Below are 18,791 nucleotides of genomic sequence, written 5' to 3' on the forward strand. Positions count from 1 at the left end.
CCGGGCCGAGTGGGCTCACGACAGGGCGCGAGGCTGCTCCTGGGCGGCCACCAGTCCGAAGTAGTGCCCGCGCAGGGCCATCAGCTCCGCGTGGGTGCCCTGCTCGACGAGGCGGCCCTTGTCCATGACGAGGATGACGTCCGCGTCCTGGATGGTGCTCAAGCGGTGGGCGATGACCACCCGGGTGCAGCGCAGCTCCTCGAGCGCCTGCTGCACGGCGCGCTCGGTCTTCACGTCCAGGGCGTTCGTCGCCTCGTCGAGCAGGAGGATGGCCGGGTCGTGCACGAGCGCGCGGGCCAGGGCGAGCCGCTGGCGCTGCCCTCCGGAGATGGAGCCGCCCATCTCGCTGAGCAGGGTGCTGTACTGCAGCGGCATGGCCATGATGTCGTCGTGGACCTGCGCGCGCCGCGCCGCCGAGATCACCGCGTCCAGGGTCAACGCGTCGTTGTGGTAGGCGATGTTGCGGCGGATGTCCCCGCGGAAGAGCATGGGGTTCTGCATCACCACGCCCATCTGCCCGCGGACGTCATGGAGATCCAACTCCGAGAGGGGATGGCCGTCGTAGCGGATGGTGCCCTCGCTGGGCAGATACAACCCGAGCAACAGGTGGGCGAGCGTGGACTTGCCCGCGCCCGAGCGGCCGACGATGGCGATGAACTGGCCGGGCCGGATCTCCAGCGACACGTCCCGCACCACCACGGGCGCGAGCGGTCCATAGCGGAAGGAGACGTTCTCGAGCGAGATGCCTCCCTGGAGCCTGTGGGGCCGGCGGAGGGCGCTGGGGCTCTGCTCCGGAGGCGCCTCCAGCACGTCGTCCACGCGCTCCAGGTAGCCGCCCACGAGCTGCAACCGGAAGCACGCCGCCACGAGGCTCGCGATGGGCGTGAGGAAGCCCACCCCCAGGGCGTTGAGCGCCAGCATCTGTCCCAGTTGCAGGTGTTGGTGGAGCACCTGGAACGTGCCCACCAGCAGGAGCACCAGGGGAGACGTCATCCGCAGGGCGCCCGAGATGGCCTCGACGCTCGCCTCCAGCCGGCCGCGCTCCAGGGACACGTTGAGCGTGTCCACGTAGAGGTTGGACCAGTGCTGCACGGTGCGGCTCTCCACGCCCATGCCCTTGATGGTCTGGATGCCGGTCATCATCTCCACCTGGTAGTTCTGGGCGACGGCCGATACCTCCAGATCCTTGGCGAGCAGTTCGCGCTGGCGTTCGCGGGCCACCAGGAAGACGAGGACCTGGAGCACGGCGAGGCCCACGGCGAGCAGGCCCATCTGCCAGTTCATCGCCATCAGGACGACGAGGTAGAGCGAGGCGAGCGAGCCATCGAGCAGGGCGGACAGCGCGCCCGAGGTGAGGATCTCCCGGATGGTGGCGTTGCTGTTGAGCCGGGCGATGAGGTCTCCCGAGGAGCGCACGTGGAAGAAGGAGAAGGGCAGGTGGATGAGGTGGTCGAGGAAGCCGAGCGTGAGCCGGGCATCCAGGTGCGTGCGCAGGTGCAGCAGCAGGTGCGTGCGCACGAGCAGCGAGAGCACCTGGAAGAGCAGCAACACGGCCATGCCAACGCCCATGACCCCCAGGAGCGACACATCCCCCGTGGGGAGCACTTGATCCACCACGGCGCCCGTGAGGACGGGCAGGCCCAGCGCGAGCACCTGCAAGAGCAGGGAGGTGAAGAGGACGCGCCCGAGCAGGGGCCGCGCCTCCATCAGCAGCCGCAGATAGCGGTGGGTGCCGCGAGGGGCCTCGCCCGTCTCGAAGGTCTCCGTGGGCTCGAAGACGAGGGCGATTCCGGTGAAGGCCTTGCGGAACTCCTCCATCGACACGTAGCGCCGGCCGAGCGCGGGATCCAACAGCGTGACGCCCCGGCCCGTGAGCTTGTCGAAGACGACGAAGTGGGCGAACTCCCAGTGGAGGATGGCCCCGGTGGGCAGCAGGTGGAACTCCTCCACCTCCACCTGGGCGGCCCGGCCCCGGAGCCCGAAGCTCTTCCCGGCGTTGAGGACGGCCCGGGCGGTCACTCCCTCCGTGCTCACGAGACCCGTGACGCGCTGCACCTCGTCCAGCGTCATCTTCCGGCCCCAGTAGCCGAGCACCATGGTGAGACACGCTGCGCCGCAGTCCACCGCCGTCACCTGGGCCACGAAGGGCAACCGTCGTCCGATCAGCCGGCGGCCCAACTTCCGCAGCGCGGGGAACCGCTCGAGCAGCGAGGAGAAGTGGTCCGTCACGTGTCCCCCCACAACGCGTCGAGCGCGGGGATCAACAGCATCCACCCATTGCGGCTGCGCACCTGGACGCGGCCAATGCCCACCATGCCGGTGTAGTAGCGGAAGGTGTTTCCGTGAGCGCGCAACCCGTCGTCCGGCAGCCGCGCCTCCACGCGCACCATGGGCCCGTCCACCTTCAGCACATCGCCCAGGGCCGCGCCCAGATAGCGCTTCACCTCGGTGGGGCCGAGCAATTCGTCGCTCACGGCCGTCACGGTGACGTCCTGGTAGAGGTAGGCGAAGCCCTGGAGTTCCAGGCGCAGGGGCTGGCCGGGCTTGAGCCGTGGCCGGTACTGCCCTGGCACGAGCAGGAGCGCCTTCACCTCGGTGTCCTCCTTGGCGAGCGTGGCCACCACCTCGCCCGCGCCGAGGTACTGGTTGTCATGCACCCGCACCTCGCGCACCACGCCGTCGAAGGGGGCCACCAGGGTGCGTTCCGAGACGAGCGCGTCGTTCAATTCCAACTGGGCGCGCAGACCGCCCAGGGACTGGCGCGCCGCCGTGTTGAGCGGATCCGTGAGCCGCACCGCGAGCTGGGCGCGGTACTCCTGGGCCACGCGCTCGCGCTCGGCCGTCTCGCTCCGGGCATACAACTCCACCAGGGGCTCTCCCGCCCGCACCCGCTGCCCGCGTTTGACGAGGACGCGGCTGATGCGCCCGCCCGCCGTGGAGGGGATGTCCTCCACGCCCGCCACCTGGATGAGCAGCGGCCCCGAGGCGTATTCGTGCACGTGCACCACCGCGAGCACCACCGCCGCCGTGAGCGCGAGCGCCACCAGGTTCCAATAGGTGACACGCACCCAGAAGGGCGTGAGCTTGAGCAGGCTGCCCTTCTCCTCGCTCTGGTGGTAGTGATCGAGCGCTTCCCGCCGGAACAGATCTTGCGGAGTCATGTGTGGCCGCGAATGCAGGGTGGGAGGTTCTTCTGAGGTTCTTCTAAAGACAGATGGAGGGACGACCTCGGGGCCATCCCTCTCATCCATCATTCAACGGTGCTTCCTGACGTCGGGGTGGATGCCACCCCCGGGTTTCAACAGTCGCCGTGCTCGTTGTCGCCGCCCGTGGTGTTGCAGCCGCCTCCGCGCGTGAACAAGCACTGGCAATGACCTCCCTTCTTCCCGCCCACCACGCCGTCCAGCAGATCCAGCTGACTGTCGTCCAGGGTACGCAGGGTCTCCTTCTTGAAGGAGAGCTTCATGGACAGGGGCTCGGTCTTGGTCGTCGTGTCACTCATGGTCTTCATCCTCTTTCGAGCCAGTCAGTGGGAGGTTTCTTCCTCGCCACCGCCGGTGAAGGGATATTCGGGACGAGTACGGGGTTCCTGTACCCGTCCCGTGACGCCATTGCGGTGCCCGTTTTCATTTTCTTTGAAAAAGTATGGGTTTCATTGAAATGTGAGAGGGATCAGGCGGTTTGCTGGAGAGGGGGAGTCGCGGTATCGAGCCCGAGCGCGGAGGACAGCAGCCGGTAGCAGCGCAGGCGCGAGGCACTGTCCGGCGCCCTGTCCAGGAAGACGATCTCGTCCGCCTGATAGCGGTGGGCGATGGCCTCCAATTGCTGGCGGCACTGCTCGGGATTGCCCAGGACGGACACGTGGGGGTCGGGATTGCCCACGCCTTCCAGCGCGAGGGTCCGCGCCTCCTGCTCCGTTTCCGCGCACATCCCACTGACGGCGACCACCAGTTCCGGCCGTGCCTGCCACCGGTTGGAGCGGAATTCTTCCAGGTAGCGCGCGGCGATGCTCGGGTCATCCCGGCTCTGCACATGGGCGAGCGAGAAGCCGAAGCTGGCGCCATGCTCGGCCGCCAGGCTCGCGGCCTCGGGGCGCGAGAGGCCGAGCACCCAGAAGGGAGGGGCGGGCGTGCCCAGGGGTTGGAAGGCCGGTGAGGCCTCGCCGCGCATGAGGGACAGCAATCGCACCGTGCGTTGGGCATGCTCGCTTCGTACCTGGGTCAGGGGCGCCCCTCCATCGCGCAGGGCCTCGGCGACCTCGGGTGCGGCTTCGCCTCCGCCCACCCCCAGGTCGATGCGTCCGGGGAAGAGGGACTCCAGCAACCGGAAGGCCTTGGCCACGCGCAGCGGGCTGTGCAACTTGAGCAGCATGCCCGCCACGCCCACCCGGATGCGCTCGGTGGAGCCCGCCACGAGTGGCACCATCATGTCCGGCGCGTGTTGGGCGTAGTGCAATTCGTGGTGCTCGGCCAGCCAGAAACGGGAGTAGCCGAGCTTCTCGGCCTCCTGGGCGAGGAAGATGGACTCGTGGAGGCTGTGAAAGGGTTTGAGGCCCTCGCGCAGCGGACAGAAGTCGAGGATTCCCAGACGCATGGATGTCAGACCTCCGGAGAGGAAGAGGGCGAGCCGAGCGAGAAGAGAAAGGTTTCATCCCAGTCCGGGGATTGATCCGTGGCCGCCGCCAGCAGCATCAACGCGATGCCGGCGGCGCCGAACTGCACGTCCGTGAGGGGACTGGAGGGATCCTGCTCGAAGCAGTAGCCGCCAGGACCCTGGCCAGGCTGGCGCAGGGACAACGTGTGTTCGATCCAGCGTTGGGCGGCTTCTCCGAAGACGGACACGCCCGTGGCCTGGTACAGGCGCACATAGAGGTGGGCGGTGCCGGCGGTGCCACAGCACAGGTTGGCGCTGAGGGAGGGAGGACGCTCCAGCGCCTCGACGGCGACGCGGGTGGCCCACTCCAGGGTCCGCGCCTCCCAGTGCGGATCCTTCCAGGTGCGGGCCGCCCACCACAGGGCGGCGGTGATGCCGGGATTGCCCACGCACCAACTGAAGCGCTCGTCCGTCACGTGCTCGAGGCCATGCATGTAATGAGGGAAGCGCGGATGGCCCGGCTCCGCCCGGTGGGCCACCCAGCGAAAGCCCTCCTCCAGCAAGGGGCGGGTGACGTCGAGGGAGACGCCGTGAGCGTGGGCCAGGCTCAGCAGACACAGCGCCCCGGGAATCCCATGTGCCAGGCCCAGGGTGTAGAGTCCCTGGGGGAACTGAGCGTCCTTCCCATAGAGGGACCAGCGGCCGCGGGGCATTCGCCAGGAGGCCCCGGAGGCCGAGTGCTCGGCCACCTCGCGGGCCCGGTCCACCGCCTGCGCCAGCAACCGGCGCCCGTTGGGGTGGGGCATGCGCTTGGCGGCGTACAATCCCATGCCCGCGAGCCCATCCCGGATGTCACAGGGGTGGGGCCAGGGCGAGCGGTTCAGCTCCACCTCCAGGGACTCGTCCACCCAGACACATAACTCCTCGACGTCCAGGTCCGGGTAGCGGGCGGACAGGTGCGCGGCGGCCCATCCCATTCCGGCCAATCCCTCGTGCAAGCTGAGGGGGGGTGGGGTGCGGCGGGTGAACAGCGCCGCGGCGCGCTGGAGGCTCCGGGCCGCCAGGTCGATCCACTTCGGCGCGAGTGCTCGGGCGGCGGCCTCGAAGAAGAGGGCGTAGCCCGTGTGGCCGGCGATCAAGCCGGGAACTTTTCCCAGGGGGAGTTCCGCGGTGTCCCGGACGATGGCTTCGGCGGCCTCCAATGCCTGGGTCTGGAGGGAACCCGTCAACAATGGCTTCCAGGGTCGGTTCATGGGCACCCGCGTCCGAGGGGGAACAGGGCGCCACATTACGGATCACCTGGAACCTCGCGCAGGGGTGGCGCCCGGCTCCGTCTTGAATTGGGCGGGCGGGCGTCCTCCCTGTCAGGGCCGCGGCGATGGGGACCGCCGCCAGGGTCATGCGCGGATGTGAGGAGATGGAGTCGGTCAGCCGCGCAGCGTACGGCCGAACAACTCGAGCACCCGCCTCCAGTGTTGCTCGGCGGCGTCCTTGTCATACACCTGCGAGCCCTCCACCGCGAAGCCATGCCGGGCGCCGACGTAGAGCTCGGACTGGTGCTTGACGCCCGACTCCTTCAAGGCGGCCTCCAGGCGGGCGATGGCGTCAGCGGGCATGGTCGCGTCCTGGTCCGCGTGGCCGAAGTAGAGCTCGCCCTGGACCTTGCCGACGAGGCGGTGAGGACTGTCTGGTGTGTCCGTGGCCAGACGTCCGCCATGGAAGGAGGCCGCCGCGGCGACGCGCTCGGGGGAATCGGCCGCGAGGCGCACGGCCATGCCGCCACCCATGCAGTAGCCCACCACGCCCGCCTTGCCCTTCACGTTCTTGAGGCCCGTGAGGAAGTCCAGCTCCGCGGCCCCGTCCTTCTTCACGCGCTCGGGGGTGAGGGTCGCGATGAGCCCGAAGATGCGCTGGCGGAAGGCCTCGTCCTGGAAGGAGCCCTCCATGTTGGGCAGGGGCGCGCGGCCCTCGCGGTAGTAGACGTTGGGGAGGAGCACGACATAGCCCTCGGCCACGAGCCGCTGGGCCATCTTCTCGTAGGTGGGACGGCTCCCCATGGCGTCCGTCAGCAGGATGACGGCGGGCCACGGGCCCGCTCCCTCCGGTGAGTGGAGCTGCGCGTCCATCGTGCCATCCGCGGTGGGGATCTCGACGTCCTGACGGGCCATGGGGGATTCCTTTCGATTGAGGCTCGGCGAGAGCGTCCGATGAAGGATGCCTCCAGGGCAAGCGCATACGGCTCCCTCGTCTTCTCTTCACGTCACAAAAGACGGCCTCTTCCTCTCTTCATGCAGAGGGTTCACGGCGAAACAAGGAGGCGAGTATGGCGACGATTGCTCTGGGTCCGACGTTCGCGGGAGGCCTGCAACCCATTGTCGAAGAGGGCTACGAGCTCATCTATCTGCCCGACGTCAACAACGATGCGCTGCAACGCGAGGGGAAGGCTCCTGTCTTCTGTAGCTCGTTCAGTGAGCCAAGGGTCATGCCATGGCGTGGTCGGGCGCGTTGACACAGAGCTACACCTCCTTGAACTTCGTTCCCGTGGTTCCGATGCGCTCCAGGGCCTCTTTGATCTCCTCGGAGACAATGAGGGCGATGGTCCACCCCCAGGTGCGGAAGATCTTGGCGTCTCCCACCTTCGAGGGATCAATGCGCATGCCGGCTACGGCTCGGTACTTGCCGGTTTTCTCCGGACGCCCATCCTCTGGCATCCAATACTCCACCTCCTCGGAGGCTTCATCGTCGATGCACCTCTCCAGACGGGTGACGTTCACGAGGCAGAAGTGATCTGGCTGTCCGTCGATCTCGATAGGGAAGAGCTGGACATCTCCAGGGGCTAGTTCCTTCAGGAGCGAAGCGACCTTGACGTGGACAACGGGAATGGCCCCAGCATCCGCGAGCGAAAAGTCGAGCGGCTTGCCAGCGCGATAGAGGGGGGCTCGCAGCCGACCCTTGACCTGCGCGGGTTCCCCTCGCGTGAACAGCCACGACCCATGATCCTGTCCTGCCGCATCGACGGGTGTGCCCAGATACCATCGGCCGGCAACGTGAACGTCATCGGACAGGTCGAAGTACCGCTTCGCCATCGTTGGTTCCTTGCGTCATGAACTCCGGGTCACCAGCTTGTTGAGCCGTGTACCCGGGGTGGAGATTCTTTGTCCCAGCCGTTGGAGTTCGCTTGTCAGTGCCTTCCGGCACTGCTGGATGCTACGACACTCCAGCGTCGCGTCTCTCAGGCGTCGGAAGACCTCCTCGTGGTACTCCTGTGGGTGAGGCCCCTTGTGGCCCGGAACACGAACCTTGTTGGCTGCATCGTCCAGTGACATGCCCGCCTTATCGAAGAGTTCCTGATACCTGGGCGTCCATGGCCCTCCGTTGTTGGTGGACGTGCTGAACTTGTCCGAGGCGATGTGGTGCTCGGGTCCCTCCGCATCCACCGGCCTGGAAGCCGCACCTTTCATACTCTGGGCCGTCGTGGCGACCGCGTTGGGCGCGAGGGCGATGGTGAGCGCATCGGCAGTCACGGCCACGGCTTCCACCTGCGCCACCGCAGTTAGTTGGATGCCCACACGCGCCGCGCCCGCCACTGACGCTTGAGCTGAGCCGGGCAGTGTGGGCACCTTGGCCGAAAAGCTGGCGGCCGTGTGGCCGATGGCGGCCGTGAGCAGCAGGGCAAATGCTCGCGCCGCGTTCTTCCCCATCACCTTGCCATACTTTGTTCCGGCCTCGCGGATCTCCGCGAACGAGGTGGCGTGTTCCAGCTCCTCCACCAGCCGCCTCCAGCCCTGGATGAGCGTCCAGAATGTGTCCACCCCGATGTAGCAGATGAAGCTGGCCGTGACGGCCGTCGCCAGCCCCTTGGAGAACACTGGCTCGGGCGCCAGCCACATCGCGGCGTAGATCGTCATTGTCCAGTAGAGTGAAGCCTTGATCGCCTCCGGGTCTGCCATGCCCTTGAAGGCCTGCATCATCTCCGGCACGGTCTCTTCGAAAGCGAAGGACATGCCAAGGGCGTAGCGACTGTCCCCGGTGAGGATGGGGCTGTTCATCAGCACCTTCCGGCAATCTCCAGGTTTCCCTATGGCCTCGCAGAACCGCAAGTATTCTCGGAGCACACGCGCATCCACCTCTGCCCACTGAGACGCTTGGGTCTGCCCGTTCAGAGGAATGACTCCTTCGCGCTGGGTGTACCGGTACCAGCCAGTGTGTGGGGGTATCTCGAACAGATCCCGCGCGGCCTTCTCGGGGTTGACCGAGAGCCTCTTCTCCTGGATCTCCCTCGAAATGGCCTTCGTGAATTCCTCCTCCCCCAGTTGCACGGGCTTGGTTTCGTCTTCAGGAGAGATGTGGATGAAGGGTTCGCCCTGATTCGTGTCGAGGCGCACCACGCGCGTGGTGCTGCACGCGGTGGATAGGGCTAGAAGTAGGACGACAACAATCAGACGACGAGGAGCCATGAGCTGCCTGCCAGATCGAGTGGGGTTTTATCCTAAGGAAACGGAACCACCTTGAGTGAGGTTTGGCACGGCGCGCGGAGAGCTGTTGGCTGCCTTCGGCGCGAACGGGCGGGTTGTGTTGCCGCAGGGCGGGCAAGCCAGAGCGCTGCGTGCACATCCATGATAACCTGTTTTCCCTTGCCGAGGCCATGTCGATCCGAACCCGGGAAGCACCCTCCATGAAGACAAGCTCTTTGCGCGGCCGTCGCCTGGTCCTGTTGCTCTGCCCGCTGCTCGCGGGGGCGGAGTGTGGCGAGGTGCCAGGAACGCCGGATGTGACCGATCCCGAGATCATCGAGCCCGTGGGAAACGTCGAGTGTTCCAACTACCAGCCGAGCAGCTACGCCAAGGTGACGGGGCGGTTCGAGGTCCAGGTGGATGGCCGCTTCCCGGGCACGTTCCGGCTCGCGGTCTCTCCGGTGCCGCAGTTGAGCGGCGGGCATGACGTCTGGTTGAGCGCCTGCGTGTTGGCGGGTGGCGGCGTGGAGACCTGGCGCTACTCCGCCATCGCCTTCCTGCCGGGGCCCGTGAAGGGGACTCCGGTCCGGCTACCGGTGCCGGCGAGCCGCGCCCCGGGTTTCACGGGAGGCCTGCTCGACGTCCTGGCCAACCGCGAGCACCACTTCTTCCAGCGGGGCGGTGGGTGGCTGGAGGTGACGGAGTTCGATCCGGTGGCGCGCCACTTCGTGGCCCAGGGCGAGATGTTCCCCGAGCAGGGTGGCGCCGTGACGCTCTCGTGGGACGTGACGTGGTGAGCGCGCGGCGCGCGGACTGATCTTCACTTCGTACTCCGCAATAGTTACACAGTGTAACCTCGGCGCTTCCATGTCCCAGCCAGTCTCGGAGAACCTCGGAATCACGCGCCCGTGACGTCACAGAGGATGTTTCCTTGAACAACGGCGCAAACCGGCAGCGGGTTCGGGCGGGAGGAGTCCTGCTCCTGCTCTTCCTCGCCAACCTCCTCAACTTCTTCGATCGCACCCTCCCGGCCATCGTCACCGAGCCGCTTCGCGAGGAGTACGGCCTGAGCGATCTGCAGCTGGGGCTCGTCTTCGCTGCCTTCACCCTGGTGTACGCCGTCGCGGGCCTCCCGCTCGGCAGGCTGGCGGACACGGGCGCGCGTCGCAAGGTGCTCGGCTGGGGCCTGGTGGTGTGGAGCGCCTTCACCGGGCTCAACGCCCTGGCGTGGAGCTATGCCTCGTTCTTCCTCCTGCGCCTGGGCGTAGGGGTGGGTGAGGCCAGCTACGCGCCGGCCGCCAACTCTCTCATCTCGGATCTCTACCCGGCGAACCAGCGGGCCCGCGCCATGGGCCTCTACATGCTCGGGTTGCCGCTCGGGCTGATGCTCGCGTTCTTCACCGTGGGCGGCATGGTGAAGGCCTTTGGCAGCTGGCGAGCGCCCTTCGTCATCGCCGCCGTGCCGGGCCTGGTGCTCGCCCTCTTTCTCTTCCGCATCCGGGAGCCGCCACGCGGGGCGAGCGAGGAGGTGCGTGGGACGCAGGCGCCCGTGGCTCACCCCATCCGCACGCTGCTCGGTATCCGCACCTTTCTCTGGCTCATCCTCTCGGGGGTGATGATGAACTTCGCCTCCTACGCGGGTAACTCCTTCCTTGTCCCCCTGCTGCAGCGCTACTTCGGGCTGGAGTTGGTGTCCGCGGCCGTGGTGACCGGCTTCATCTCGGGCGTCACGGGCCTGGTGGGCCTGACGCTGGGGGGCCTGGTGGCGGACAAGCTCCACGCGCGGTCGGAGCGGGGGCGCCTCTTCTTCGGAGCCGCCAGCTTGCTGCTCGGAGCGGTCTGCACCGGGCTCGCGCTGCTCTCCGGCCGCGCGTCCGTCCCGCTTTTCGCCGGCCTCTTCGGGCTCGGCTGGCTCGGGCTCTACAACTACTACACGAGCGTCTATCCGGCCATCCACGACCTGGTGGAGCCGCGCCTGAGGGCCACGGCCGTCGCGCTGTACTTCGCGGGCATGTACCTGCTGGGTGGCGCGCTGGGCCCGGCCATGGTGGGCGGCCTCTCCGACACGCTCACCCTGGCGGCGATGCGCGCGGTGGGCGCAACGGAGGTGACCGAGGAGTTCAAGGCGGTGGGGCTCCACGACGCCCTCTACCTCGTCCCCTTCACGCTGCTCCTCACCGCGCTCTTCATCTTCCTCGCCTCGCGCAGCTTCGTGGCCGATGCGCGGCGGATGAGCAAGGCACTGGCCGTCGAGGACGCCGGGGCAGGAGGCGCAGGCGCCCCCCCGACCCGGACTGCCATCGCGGGTTGACGACCCCCGAGACCCTGGCGGTGTCGGAACCGGGCGGACCGCAATCCGTCGAGAATCCATCAGAACGCGTCCGGGCAGGACGAAACCCGGCTCGCGAAGGGCCCGGTCCACCCAGAGGACGGCGCGACATCGTTGCAACCCACGTGCGGTCTGCGATAAACCGCGTTCGCTCACGGTCCCGTAGCTCAGTTGGATAGAGCGGCGGTTTCCTAAACCGCAGGCCGCTGGTTCGATTCCAGCCGGGGCCACTCGCCCTGCTTACCAAGTCCCCGGAAGCAGGGCGTTTTTCTGTCCGGGGGCGTTCAGGGGTGTTCGGGCGCGTTCGCTGGATTTGGTACCCGTTTGGTACCGGATTCGCCCCTCCTGACGCGCTGTCCTGGTGGCGCCTCGAACCACCCAAGCAGCCAGGGGCTCCACGGAAGCCCGTGGGAGCCCCTCCGTAGCGTGAGCCCTGGCGAGGAGTGGCTGGGGAGGGGCAGGTGGAGGAGCGCGGGTGGGCGTACCGGCGGAGGCAGCCGGAGGGGACGGTGCTGTACGAGGCGGTGAGGGACAACCTCACCACGTTGCTGGCGGATGTGTTCGCGTGCTTGAGGTGTGGAGGCAAGCGGCGGGTGTTGGCGTACGTGAAGGGAGCAGGAGGGGAGAGAGCGATTGTGGAGTACCTGGGGTGGCCCACGGCGAGTGGGCACCTGGCCCCTGAGAGAGGGCCGCCCCAGTGAGCGTGGTGTTGAAGCTCAAGCCGCCACAGCCAGCCAAGAGAGCCAGGCACCTGCCGCGCCCCTCCTGGGAAAGCGGCTGGGCTGGGCAGGCGTGTGTCTGCTGGAGATGAAAGGCTTCTGTGCCGGCTCGGCGTGCGGCTCATGGGCTCCCCGTCAGCGTCCCTCACCTCCCGCTCTGCTCCCGCCCGCTACGCCCAAGAGGGCTCCTGTCCTTCCTATGCTCGACCACATCGTGTTAGCATCGCTTCGCGCGGCGCCGTCGACGGGTCCATGGGAAGGCATGACCTCCGAACCACCTAGCGAAAGCGGGCCCGGGGCCGGCGGAGAGGCTCTTGGCTGGGGAGAGCCATCGCTCGACTGGTCCAAGGCAGACCTGCTCACCATCCTCGCGCGATCGTGGGGCCAGGAAGGCGCTGCGCACATTAGGGTCATCGGCCGCGTGCGGCTGGCCGGGGGATTTTACGGGTTCCTCGAGGACCTGCATCACCCCGACACGGGCCTCCCGCTTCCCCCGCCGACCAAGACCTCGAAGGCGCACCTGCGGGCCTTCGTTCCGGGCGCCGAGCTCGATGTGCTGAAGGCGTTTGGCGGCACGGGGAGCTTCGCCCTGGCCGAGTTGGAGCTCTCACCCAAGCCGGAGCGGGAGAAGCAGGGCGATCCGTTCGCCTGCAAGGTCCGTCCACTTACGCTCAAGCCGTTCACCTCCGTCCCCGAAAGCTGGATGAGGGTCCAGCACCGCGAGGCGGCCAACCAGCCGCTGATCCTGGCCAGCATCCGTGAAGCGCTGGAGGAGCAGCTGCGCCGAGAGACCGCCGACACGGTGACGAAGCTGCGCGGTGAGACCGCCGACGCGGAAGCGAAGCTGCGCGAGGCGCGGTCTGCGCTGGACGCGGCCGTCTTGGAGAAGCGGTCCCTCGATGGCGTACACGAGCGGAGCCTGCGGGCGATCGCCGAGCTAACAGAGCGCGTCGCCGCCCTCGACGCGGAGTTCCTGCACAGGAGAGTCACCTTGGAAGGCAGGCTTCGTGAGCTGGAGGCGCTCCTCCGCGAGAGGGGCGAACGCTTGGTCGCGCTCGAGCTCCTCGACAGGACCGATCTGGAGAAGGTCGTTCCCACCACCGGGCGGGCCGACGCACGCAGCGGGCATCGGTTCCAGGACGCGCTCGGCGGGGACTTCCGGCAGCTGGCGGCCTACGTGCAGGCGCATCTCTGGCACAAGGACACGCGATATACGCGCGCGCAGCTGCTCGATTTCCTCACCCTGCTGCGCACCCGAGACTTAATCGTGCTCGCCGGAGATTCGGGCTCCGGCAAGACCAGCCTCGTGAAGTCAGTCGCCTCTGCCATCGGGGGACGGTGCACTGTCGTGCCGGTTAACACTACTGCGTCATGACTGAGCAGGAGGTGAAGGAGGGGCCTGTCTGCTCGCCTGGTCTTGGAAGTCAGGTGTGGACCCCTACCGCGAAAGTCGGCCGGTGCGTATTGATTGTGTCGTGAAGCCCATTCAGTGAGCCAGATGATGCGCACCTTCATGGACGCCCAGGGAGTTGAACGACTCGAGGCGTATTTCCAAAAGATTGGCGACGTCTTGGGCGGGGACAGTCGCCGAGGTTCCTTTGCCCTTTATGCCCTGGGCCTCCTGGGGGAGGGCGAGCGCAAGAGCGTCGAGCCCATTGCCGCGCGGGCCTGCCCCGACCCCGACAAGACCGAGGCCATGCACCAGCGCCTGCTTCACTTCGCTGTCAACTCCCGCTGGAGCGATCGGGAGGTTCGCCGAGAGGCCACTGGCTATGCCCTTGGCGCCATGACGCAGCGCGAGCCCATCGAGGCATGGATTGTCGACGACACCGGCTTTCTCAAGCAAGGCAAGCATTCGGTGGGCGTGCAGCGGCAATACACCGGCTCGGCGGGCAAAATCACCAACTGCCAGATTGGCGTCAGCCTCAGCCTCGCCACCCGCACCGAGCACCTCCCCATCGACTTCGAGCTGTACCTGCCCGAGTCCTGGGTCAATGACTCCGCTCGTCGTCAGGAGGCCCGAATCCCCGAGGAGGTGACTTTCAAGACAAAACCCCAGTTGGCTGTGCAGATGATTCGTCGAGCGATAGCGGACGGCGTTCCCAAAGGAGTCGCCCTGGCGGACTCCGCGTATGGCTCCTCCAGTGAGTTCCGCGCACAGGTGCGCTCCTTGGGGCTGCATTATGCAGTGGGTGTAGACCCCCAAACGGCCGTTTGCCTCCTCGACGACGAGGGACGCCCCCAGGGCGAGGCGATGAGCGTCAAGGACATGGCTTCGCACCTGCACGAGCGCGGAGGCTTTCGACGCTGCACCTGGCGCTGCGGCACCCGTGAGCCGCTCTGGGCGCGTTTCGCCTTGCGTCGTGTGATTGCCGCGGGAGTTCCCAAAAGCCAACAAGAACCGCTCTGGCTGCTCATTGAATGGCGCGAAGGTGAGTCCGAGCCGGCTAACTATTTCCTTGTTTCAGTGCCAGAGCGCATGAGTAAGAAACAGCTCATCCGTCTTGTCATGCAGCGCTGGCGAACCGAGCGCGTCTACGAGGACTTGAAGGGAGAGCTCGGGCTCGACCACTACGAGGGTCGGCGCTTTCCAGGTTGGCACCACCACGTCTCCGTCGCCCTGTGCTGCTACGCGTTCATCATCGCCGAACGCGCGCGGCATTTTCCCCCCTCGGCCCGAGGGGCGGGTGAAGCCCACGCGCAGCCGCTCCAGGCCTGAACGCCACTTTCACGACAGCTTCATCACCGCACGGCTTGCCATGGCCCGGGTGATTGCCACCTGGCTGCCTCGCTGTCCTTGCTGCCACCGCTCCAGCCCCCAGTTCCCCTCACGGCCCCTGGCTGGCATCCCCATTCATCTTTCGGGCCCCTGACGCAGTAGTGTTAAGCCCAACTGGACTAGTTCCGAGGACCTCCTCGGCTACTACAACCCCATCGAGCGACGCTTCCACCCGTCGCTGTTCCTCCAGGCGCTGCTGGCGGCCGAGCGCGAACCGGAGACCCCGCACTTCATCTGCCTTGACGAGATGAACCTCGCGCGCGTGGAGTACTACTTCGCCGACTTCCTGAGCCTGCTGGAGTCGCGCCAGGAAGCGCCCTGGATCCCCTTGTACGCAACGGGGGAGGAGCGACAGGCGGTCGTCGACAACAGGATCTTCCTAGAACTGGCGGAGGAGGCCCGGAGGCGCGCGGGCCTGCCGGACGATGCATCGCTGACTGACCTGCTGCGGAACGACCAGGCGAACCTCGAACTCCGCAGGCTCTCCGGCCTCCAGGAGGCCGGTGCGCTCCTCGCTCACCACGCGAAGCTCAGGCGCTCGAACTCCGCCCTGTTCGAGATCTCGCCCGGCTTCCGGTTCCCACCGAACGTCTGGATCATCGGTGCGATCAACGTGGACGAGACCACGCACTATCTGTCACCGAAGGTCCTCGACCGTGCGCACGTGATGCGGTTCCGCAACCCCGTGTTGATCGACTGGGCCAACGTCGAGCGCGAGCTGGAGACGTTCGACCTCGACCTGGCCCTGCCGATGAACTTGGTGGCCCACGACTTCGGCGTCCGCGCCGAGTACCCAGCCTTCGACCAGGCTGATCCGCAGGTGAAGCTCCTGGTCCGGCTGGCCAAGGACCACCTCGACTCGCTGGGCATCGAGTTCGGCCTGCGGGCCATCCGGCAATCGCTCCACTACCTCCGGAGGGCGGAGGAGGCGGGGACCAATGGCAAATCGGCCTTGAACGCGGTCGCACTCCACAAGATCCTCCCCAAGATCTCCTTCGACGTGGAGAAGACCGTGGCCGGAGGCCAGAAGCGCAGGGAGGTGCTGATCGGCCTTCGGGATGCCCTGGCCAAGGACCTCCAAGGCATGGACAGTGCCGAGGTGACCGAGTCCGCCGTCGAGGCGCTGGACGGGCTAATCGCGCGCGCGGAAGGCAACAACGGCATTGCCAACTTCTGGTCCCGGTGACGCTCCCTGCCTTCGAGGCGCGGTACCTCCGGATCGAGTGGCAGTCGGAGGGCGTCGCCCGCGAGATCGAGGTGGCGCCGGCGCCGCTCGAGCTGGAGCTGTGCGCCGACGGTGGGTTCGTCGTCGAGAGCACGATCTTCAATGACGTCCCGTGGCTCGGGATCAGCTTGGGGCAGAAGCTCGAGAAGGCGACCCCCGTCCTCGTGGCCGCCTCGGGTGAGGAGGTCCCTCTTCTGCAGATGTCCGACCGACGGAGTGGTGGCACCTGGTGGTTGCTCAGCCACGGCTGGGACCACGCCGGCAAGCGACACCTCAGCGAGCTCCAGCGGAGCGCTGGAAGGTACGACGTCCGGATCGGCGAGGAGCGGCTGCGGATCGAGAACCGCCTGTCGTCCTTTGGTCGTGCCGAGATCCAGGCGTACATCGACGACTTCCGCGGCGATCTCCTCTGGATGATCATGGGCGACGCCTCCGGCGCCACGGCGACCGGCAAAGGCGCCGGGGCCGGGACCGAGCTCGCCGAGGCGCTGGGAGAACTGCACGCCGCGTCGCGACGGGTGCTAGCGTCCCCCGCGGTCGCCATCCGGGAGGATCGGGCACCGCGACCTATCTCGAAGGTGCGTCCGACCGCGGCGACCTTCCGGGAGTACGCGCGTGATCCGGCGGCCCGCCAGCTCACCAGCAGGGTCTTCATTGAGTCGGCGAACATCGCGGAGAACCGCTACGTACGACACCTCCTGGAAGCCTCCCTGAAGGTGGCCGGCGCGTTCTGGTCGGCGGCCTCGGTGCGTTCGGGCTTCCTGGAACGAATCGCCTCCGAGGAGTGCGAGCGCGCCCGGCGCAACCGCGCGATGGAGCAGCGTCGGGTCGACCCCGGGGTGTTCGAGCGGCAGACGGATGAGCGACGACGGAAGCTGGATGCGATCGCGAACTTCAGGTCCCTGTCGAGCGATCGGGGCGAGACCCAGTCGTTCCCCATCCGCCTGGAGGAGCAGTATTCCGAGCCCTGCTCGTTCTTCTATAGGCGGCAGTCGGAACCGAAGGGCACCCCGGGCAACGAGTTCGCTTACAAGGTGATCGTCCTACCCAAGGACTTCTTCGAGTTGGTCCTGGGAGCACATCGGATCTGCCGCGACCTCACGATCCGAGGTCTCCCGCGCAGCGAGCGCCTCTTCTCAAAGAACGAGAAGCCATACTTGAAGCTCACCTTTGCCTCGGTGCTCGAGGCCGTGCCAGGGCGGGACGAGCTCGAGAGGAGGGACGCGACAAAGCGACACCTGGAAGAGAACAACTGGCTGGTTCGCCTGACCGTCGACGAGCTACGCGAGCTCAGGCGCGAGGCGGACGTGGGCGATTGGCGGGCGGAGATGGCGCGGAAGCGGAAGGACGCCGTCGGTGCGGAGATTGTGGCGGTGGAGCGGTGGAGGCGAAGCCTGGCGGCGGTTGACTTAGCCTTCAACCGCTTGGGGATCGCGAGCAGCCCCATCTTCCCGACGGGGATGAGCTTCGTCACCAACCCGGACTACGCGGCCGTTCTGACGGCGTTCAAGAAGGTCCACGCGCTGCTGGAGCGCGGTGGCCTAGACCTCTCGAAGCTGGAGGAGCTGAGCAACATCTCGATCCTCCACGTCAGCGACATCTACGAGAAGTGGTGTCTACTGAAGCTCTTCCGTTTGCTGACGAGGGACTTCGGTTTCGCGCCCGAGCTCCGCTGGGAAGAGAAGCTTGTCGCGGCCGCGGTCGCGCGCACGAGCAACATCCGGTTCGAGTTCTCGCGCGATGACCTGGAGCTGAAGGTGGCTCTCACTTGGCAGGCCGAGCTTCCCACGGGGCATCGGCCCGACTTCGTCCTGGAGGTCTTCTTCACGGGCAGGGCGGAGGCCGGGCTGGCCGACAACGAAGATCGCCAGAGCGGGGGCATCGTCCTGGACGCCAAGTTCAGGGACGCCTGGGGCGTCGGCGAGCTTCGCCACACTCTAGGCGAGCTGGTGGCGGTGAAGGGATACGACGCGGCGGTGGAGAGCGGGAGGGTCTTCGTCCTGCAGCCCTGCGAGGCCACGGCACGCTTCGAGACCACCTCACCTCTCGACTGGGGCGCACACTGCGACTACGACGGAACGGACAAACATGGCCATCTCCGCGGCTGGGTCCAGACCGGCGTGACGTCGTCCGGAGCGAGCTCAACCCAGCACCTCAAGCGCCTGCTGGCGATGGTGTTCCAGGCCGCCTTCCCCAGGCCATGGGAGGAGCATCATGAGGACGGCACCAGTTCCTGGACGTCGCGCAGCTTCTGCCTGGGCTGCGGCGGCCGCCACGTTCCTGCGGCGATCACGGCGCGGCGCACAAAGAAGGACCAGACGTATTGGTTCCTCGACTGCAAGCGCTGCCGGATGCGGACCGAGAGGACCCACTGCTACGACTGCCATCGGCCGCTGTTCAAGAACGGCACAACGTGGACGTACCACACTACCATCGCCCACCAGGTGACGAACGTGATCTGTCCCTGGTGTGAGTCCTTCTTCGACAGGACGTCTACCTGAGTTTGGTCGACAAGCCGTGCGCTCTGACATGCGAATGGCTTCCGACACGCCCCTCACTCCGGATCAGGCTTGTCGGCCAGATGAGATTCGAGGTCACCCACTAGGGAGAGCGTGAGGTACATCACCTGCCGCGCACCCTTGGGAAGGGATTCGGCGAATCGACCGGTGGAGCGAAGTCGAATGCGTGGAGG

General features: G+C 66.8%; 15 protein-coding genes and 1 tRNA gene. 8 read left to right on the forward strand and 8 right to left on the reverse strand.

Annotated elements, in window-relative coordinates; genetic code table 11:
• Positions 1–15: 15 nt before the first annotated feature.
• From MEBOL_RS34170 to MEBOL_RS34195, 6 genes are all read right to left on the reverse strand, one after another.
• The gene (locus tag MEBOL_RS34170; protein ID WP_179956338.1) at positions 16–2,229 is read right to left on the reverse strand and encodes a peptidase domain-containing ABC transporter; all 2,214 of its coding nucleotides are present in this window, start codon (positions 2,227–2,229) and stop codon (positions 16–18) included.
• The gene (locus tag MEBOL_RS34175) at positions 2,226–3,161 is read right to left on the reverse strand and encodes an efflux RND transporter periplasmic adaptor subunit (protein WP_095981355.1); all 936 of its coding nucleotides are present in this window, start codon (positions 3,159–3,161) and stop codon (positions 2,226–2,228) included. Before MEBOL_RS34175 ends, MEBOL_RS34170 begins: the two co-directional genes overlap by 4 nt.
• A 137-nt stretch (positions 3,162–3,298) precedes the next feature.
• On the reverse strand, positions 3,299–3,502 hold the full coding sequence (locus MEBOL_RS34180; protein ID WP_157823836.1) for a class I lanthipeptide: 204 nt from the start codon (positions 3,500–3,502) through the stop codon (positions 3,299–3,301).
• Positions 3,503–3,672: 170 nt separating this feature from the next.
• Positions 3,673–4,593 carry an MsnO8 family LLM class oxidoreductase gene (locus tag MEBOL_RS34185; RefSeq protein ID WP_095981357.1) on the reverse strand — a complete coding sequence of 307 codons (921 nt, stop codon included), beginning with the start codon at positions 4,591–4,593 and terminating at the stop codon, positions 3,673–3,675.
• Between the two features lie 5 nt (positions 4,594–4,598).
• On the reverse strand, positions 4,599–5,822 hold the full coding sequence (locus MEBOL_RS34190; protein WP_157823837.1) for a lanthionine synthetase C family protein: 1,224 nt from the start codon (positions 5,820–5,822) through the stop codon (positions 4,599–4,601).
• Between the two features lie 198 nt (positions 5,823–6,020).
• On the reverse strand, positions 6,021–6,761 hold the full coding sequence (locus MEBOL_RS34195; RefSeq protein WP_095981359.1) for a dienelactone hydrolase family protein: 741 nt from the start codon (positions 6,759–6,761) through the stop codon (positions 6,021–6,023).
• 155 nt (positions 6,762–6,916) lie between these two features.
• Between MEBOL_RS34195 and MEBOL_RS34200 the strand changes: the two genes are divergently transcribed.
• Positions 6,917–7,102, forward strand: a complete 186-nt coding sequence (locus MEBOL_RS34200; RefSeq protein ID WP_095981360.1) for a hypothetical protein — start codon at positions 6,917–6,919, stop codon at positions 7,100–7,102.
• 7 nt (positions 7,103–7,109) lie between these two features.
• Here MEBOL_RS34200 and MEBOL_RS34205 read toward each other — a convergent pair whose 3' ends face one another.
• Positions 7,110–7,679 carry an imm11 family protein gene (locus MEBOL_RS34205; protein ID WP_095981361.1) on the reverse strand — a complete coding sequence of 190 codons (570 nt, stop codon included), beginning with the start codon at positions 7,677–7,679 and terminating at the stop codon, positions 7,110–7,112.
• A 15-nt stretch (positions 7,680–7,694) separates the two neighbouring features.
• Positions 7,695–9,050 carry an AHH domain-containing protein gene (locus MEBOL_RS34210; protein ID WP_095981362.1) on the reverse strand — a complete coding sequence of 452 codons (1,356 nt, stop codon included), beginning with the start codon at positions 9,048–9,050 and terminating at the stop codon, positions 7,695–7,697.
• A gap of 218 nt (positions 9,051–9,268) precedes the next feature.
• Here MEBOL_RS34210 and MEBOL_RS34215 point away from each other — a divergent pair, with 218 nt between their 5' ends.
• From MEBOL_RS34215 to MEBOL_RS34250, 7 genes are all read left to right on the forward strand, one after another.
• A complete protein-coding gene (locus MEBOL_RS34215) occupies positions 9,269–9,844 on the forward strand; it encodes a hypothetical protein (RefSeq protein ID WP_157823838.1) in 576 nt (191 codons plus the stop codon).
• 134 nt (positions 9,845–9,978) lie between these two features.
• Positions 9,979–11,358 carry a spinster family MFS transporter gene (locus tag MEBOL_RS34220; protein WP_095981364.1) on the forward strand — a complete coding sequence of 460 codons (1,380 nt, stop codon included), beginning with the start codon at positions 9,979–9,981 and terminating at the stop codon, positions 11,356–11,358.
• A 174-nt stretch (positions 11,359–11,532) separates the two neighbouring features.
• Positions 11,533–11,606 (forward strand) — tRNA-Arg (locus tag MEBOL_RS34225).
• Positions 11,607–12,294: 688 nt separating this feature from the next.
• Positions 12,295–13,470 carry a hypothetical protein gene (locus MEBOL_RS34235; RefSeq protein ID WP_157823839.1) on the forward strand — a complete coding sequence of 392 codons (1,176 nt, stop codon included), beginning with the start codon at positions 12,295–12,297 and terminating at the stop codon, positions 13,468–13,470.
• Between the two features lie 138 nt (positions 13,471–13,608).
• Complete coding sequence (locus tag MEBOL_RS34240) at positions 13,609–14,814, forward strand: IS701 family transposase (RefSeq protein WP_095983074.1); 1,206 nt, start codon at positions 13,609–13,611, stop codon at positions 14,812–14,814.
• A gap of 307 nt (positions 14,815–15,121) precedes the next feature.
• Entirely contained in the window at positions 15,122–16,060 is a 939-nt protein-coding gene (locus tag MEBOL_RS34245) for a hypothetical protein (RefSeq protein WP_218920842.1), read from the forward strand.
• Positions 16,057–18,600, forward strand: coding sequence for a hypothetical protein (locus MEBOL_RS34250; RefSeq protein ID WP_095981366.1), 2,544 nt, complete (start codon positions 16,057–16,059; stop codon positions 18,598–18,600). The genes MEBOL_RS34245 and MEBOL_RS34250 overlap by 4 nt, the downstream gene beginning before the upstream one ends.
• The last annotated feature ends 191 nt before the right edge of the window (positions 18,601–18,791 follow it).

It is taken from the genome of Melittangium boletus DSM 14713 (assembly GCF_002305855.1).
GTDB classification, from domain to species: domain Bacteria; phylum Myxococcota; class Myxococcia; order Myxococcales; family Myxococcaceae; genus Cystobacter; species Cystobacter boletus.

What these genes read in the sequence shown, in the direction of transcription:
- MEBOL_RS34175 (WP_095981355.1), bottom strand. Translation starts at nt 3,161, where the DNA reads ATGACTCCGCAAGATCTGTTCCGGCGGGAAGCGCTCGATCACTACCAC.
- MEBOL_RS34180 (WP_157823836.1), bottom strand. Translation starts at nt 3,502, where the DNA reads ATGAGTGACACGACGACCAAGACCGAGCCCCTGTCCATGAAGCTCTCC.
- MEBOL_RS34185 (WP_095981357.1), bottom strand. Translation starts at nt 4,593, where the DNA reads ATGCGTCTGGGAATCCTCGACTTCTGTCCGCTGCGCGAGGGCCTCAAA.
- MEBOL_RS34195 (WP_095981359.1), bottom strand. Translation starts at nt 6,761, where the DNA reads ATGGCCCGTCAGGACGTCGAGATCCCCACCGCGGATGGCACGATGGAC.
- MEBOL_RS34200 (WP_095981360.1), top strand. Translation starts at nt 6,917, where the DNA reads ATGGCGACGATTGCTCTGGGTCCGACGTTCGCGGGAGGCCTGCAACCC.
- MEBOL_RS34205 (WP_095981361.1), bottom strand. Translation starts at nt 7,679, where the DNA reads ATGGCGAAGCGGTACTTCGACCTGTCCGATGACGTTCACGTTGCCGGC.
- MEBOL_RS34210 (WP_095981362.1), bottom strand. Translation starts at nt 9,050, where the DNA reads ATGGCTCCTCGTCGTCTGATTGTTGTCGTCCTACTTCTAGCCCTATCC.
- MEBOL_RS34215 (WP_157823838.1), top strand. Translation starts at nt 9,269, where the DNA reads ATGAAGACAAGCTCTTTGCGCGGCCGTCGCCTGGTCCTGTTGCTCTGC.
- MEBOL_RS34235 (WP_157823839.1), top strand. Translation starts at nt 12,295, where the DNA reads ATGCTCGACCACATCGTGTTAGCATCGCTTCGCGCGGCGCCGTCGACG.
- MEBOL_RS34240 (WP_095983074.1), top strand. Translation starts at nt 13,609, where the DNA reads ATGGACGCCCAGGGAGTTGAACGACTCGAGGCGTATTTCCAAAAGATT.
- MEBOL_RS34245 (WP_218920842.1), top strand. Translation starts at nt 15,122, where the DNA reads ATGAACCTCGCGCGCGTGGAGTACTACTTCGCCGACTTCCTGAGCCTG.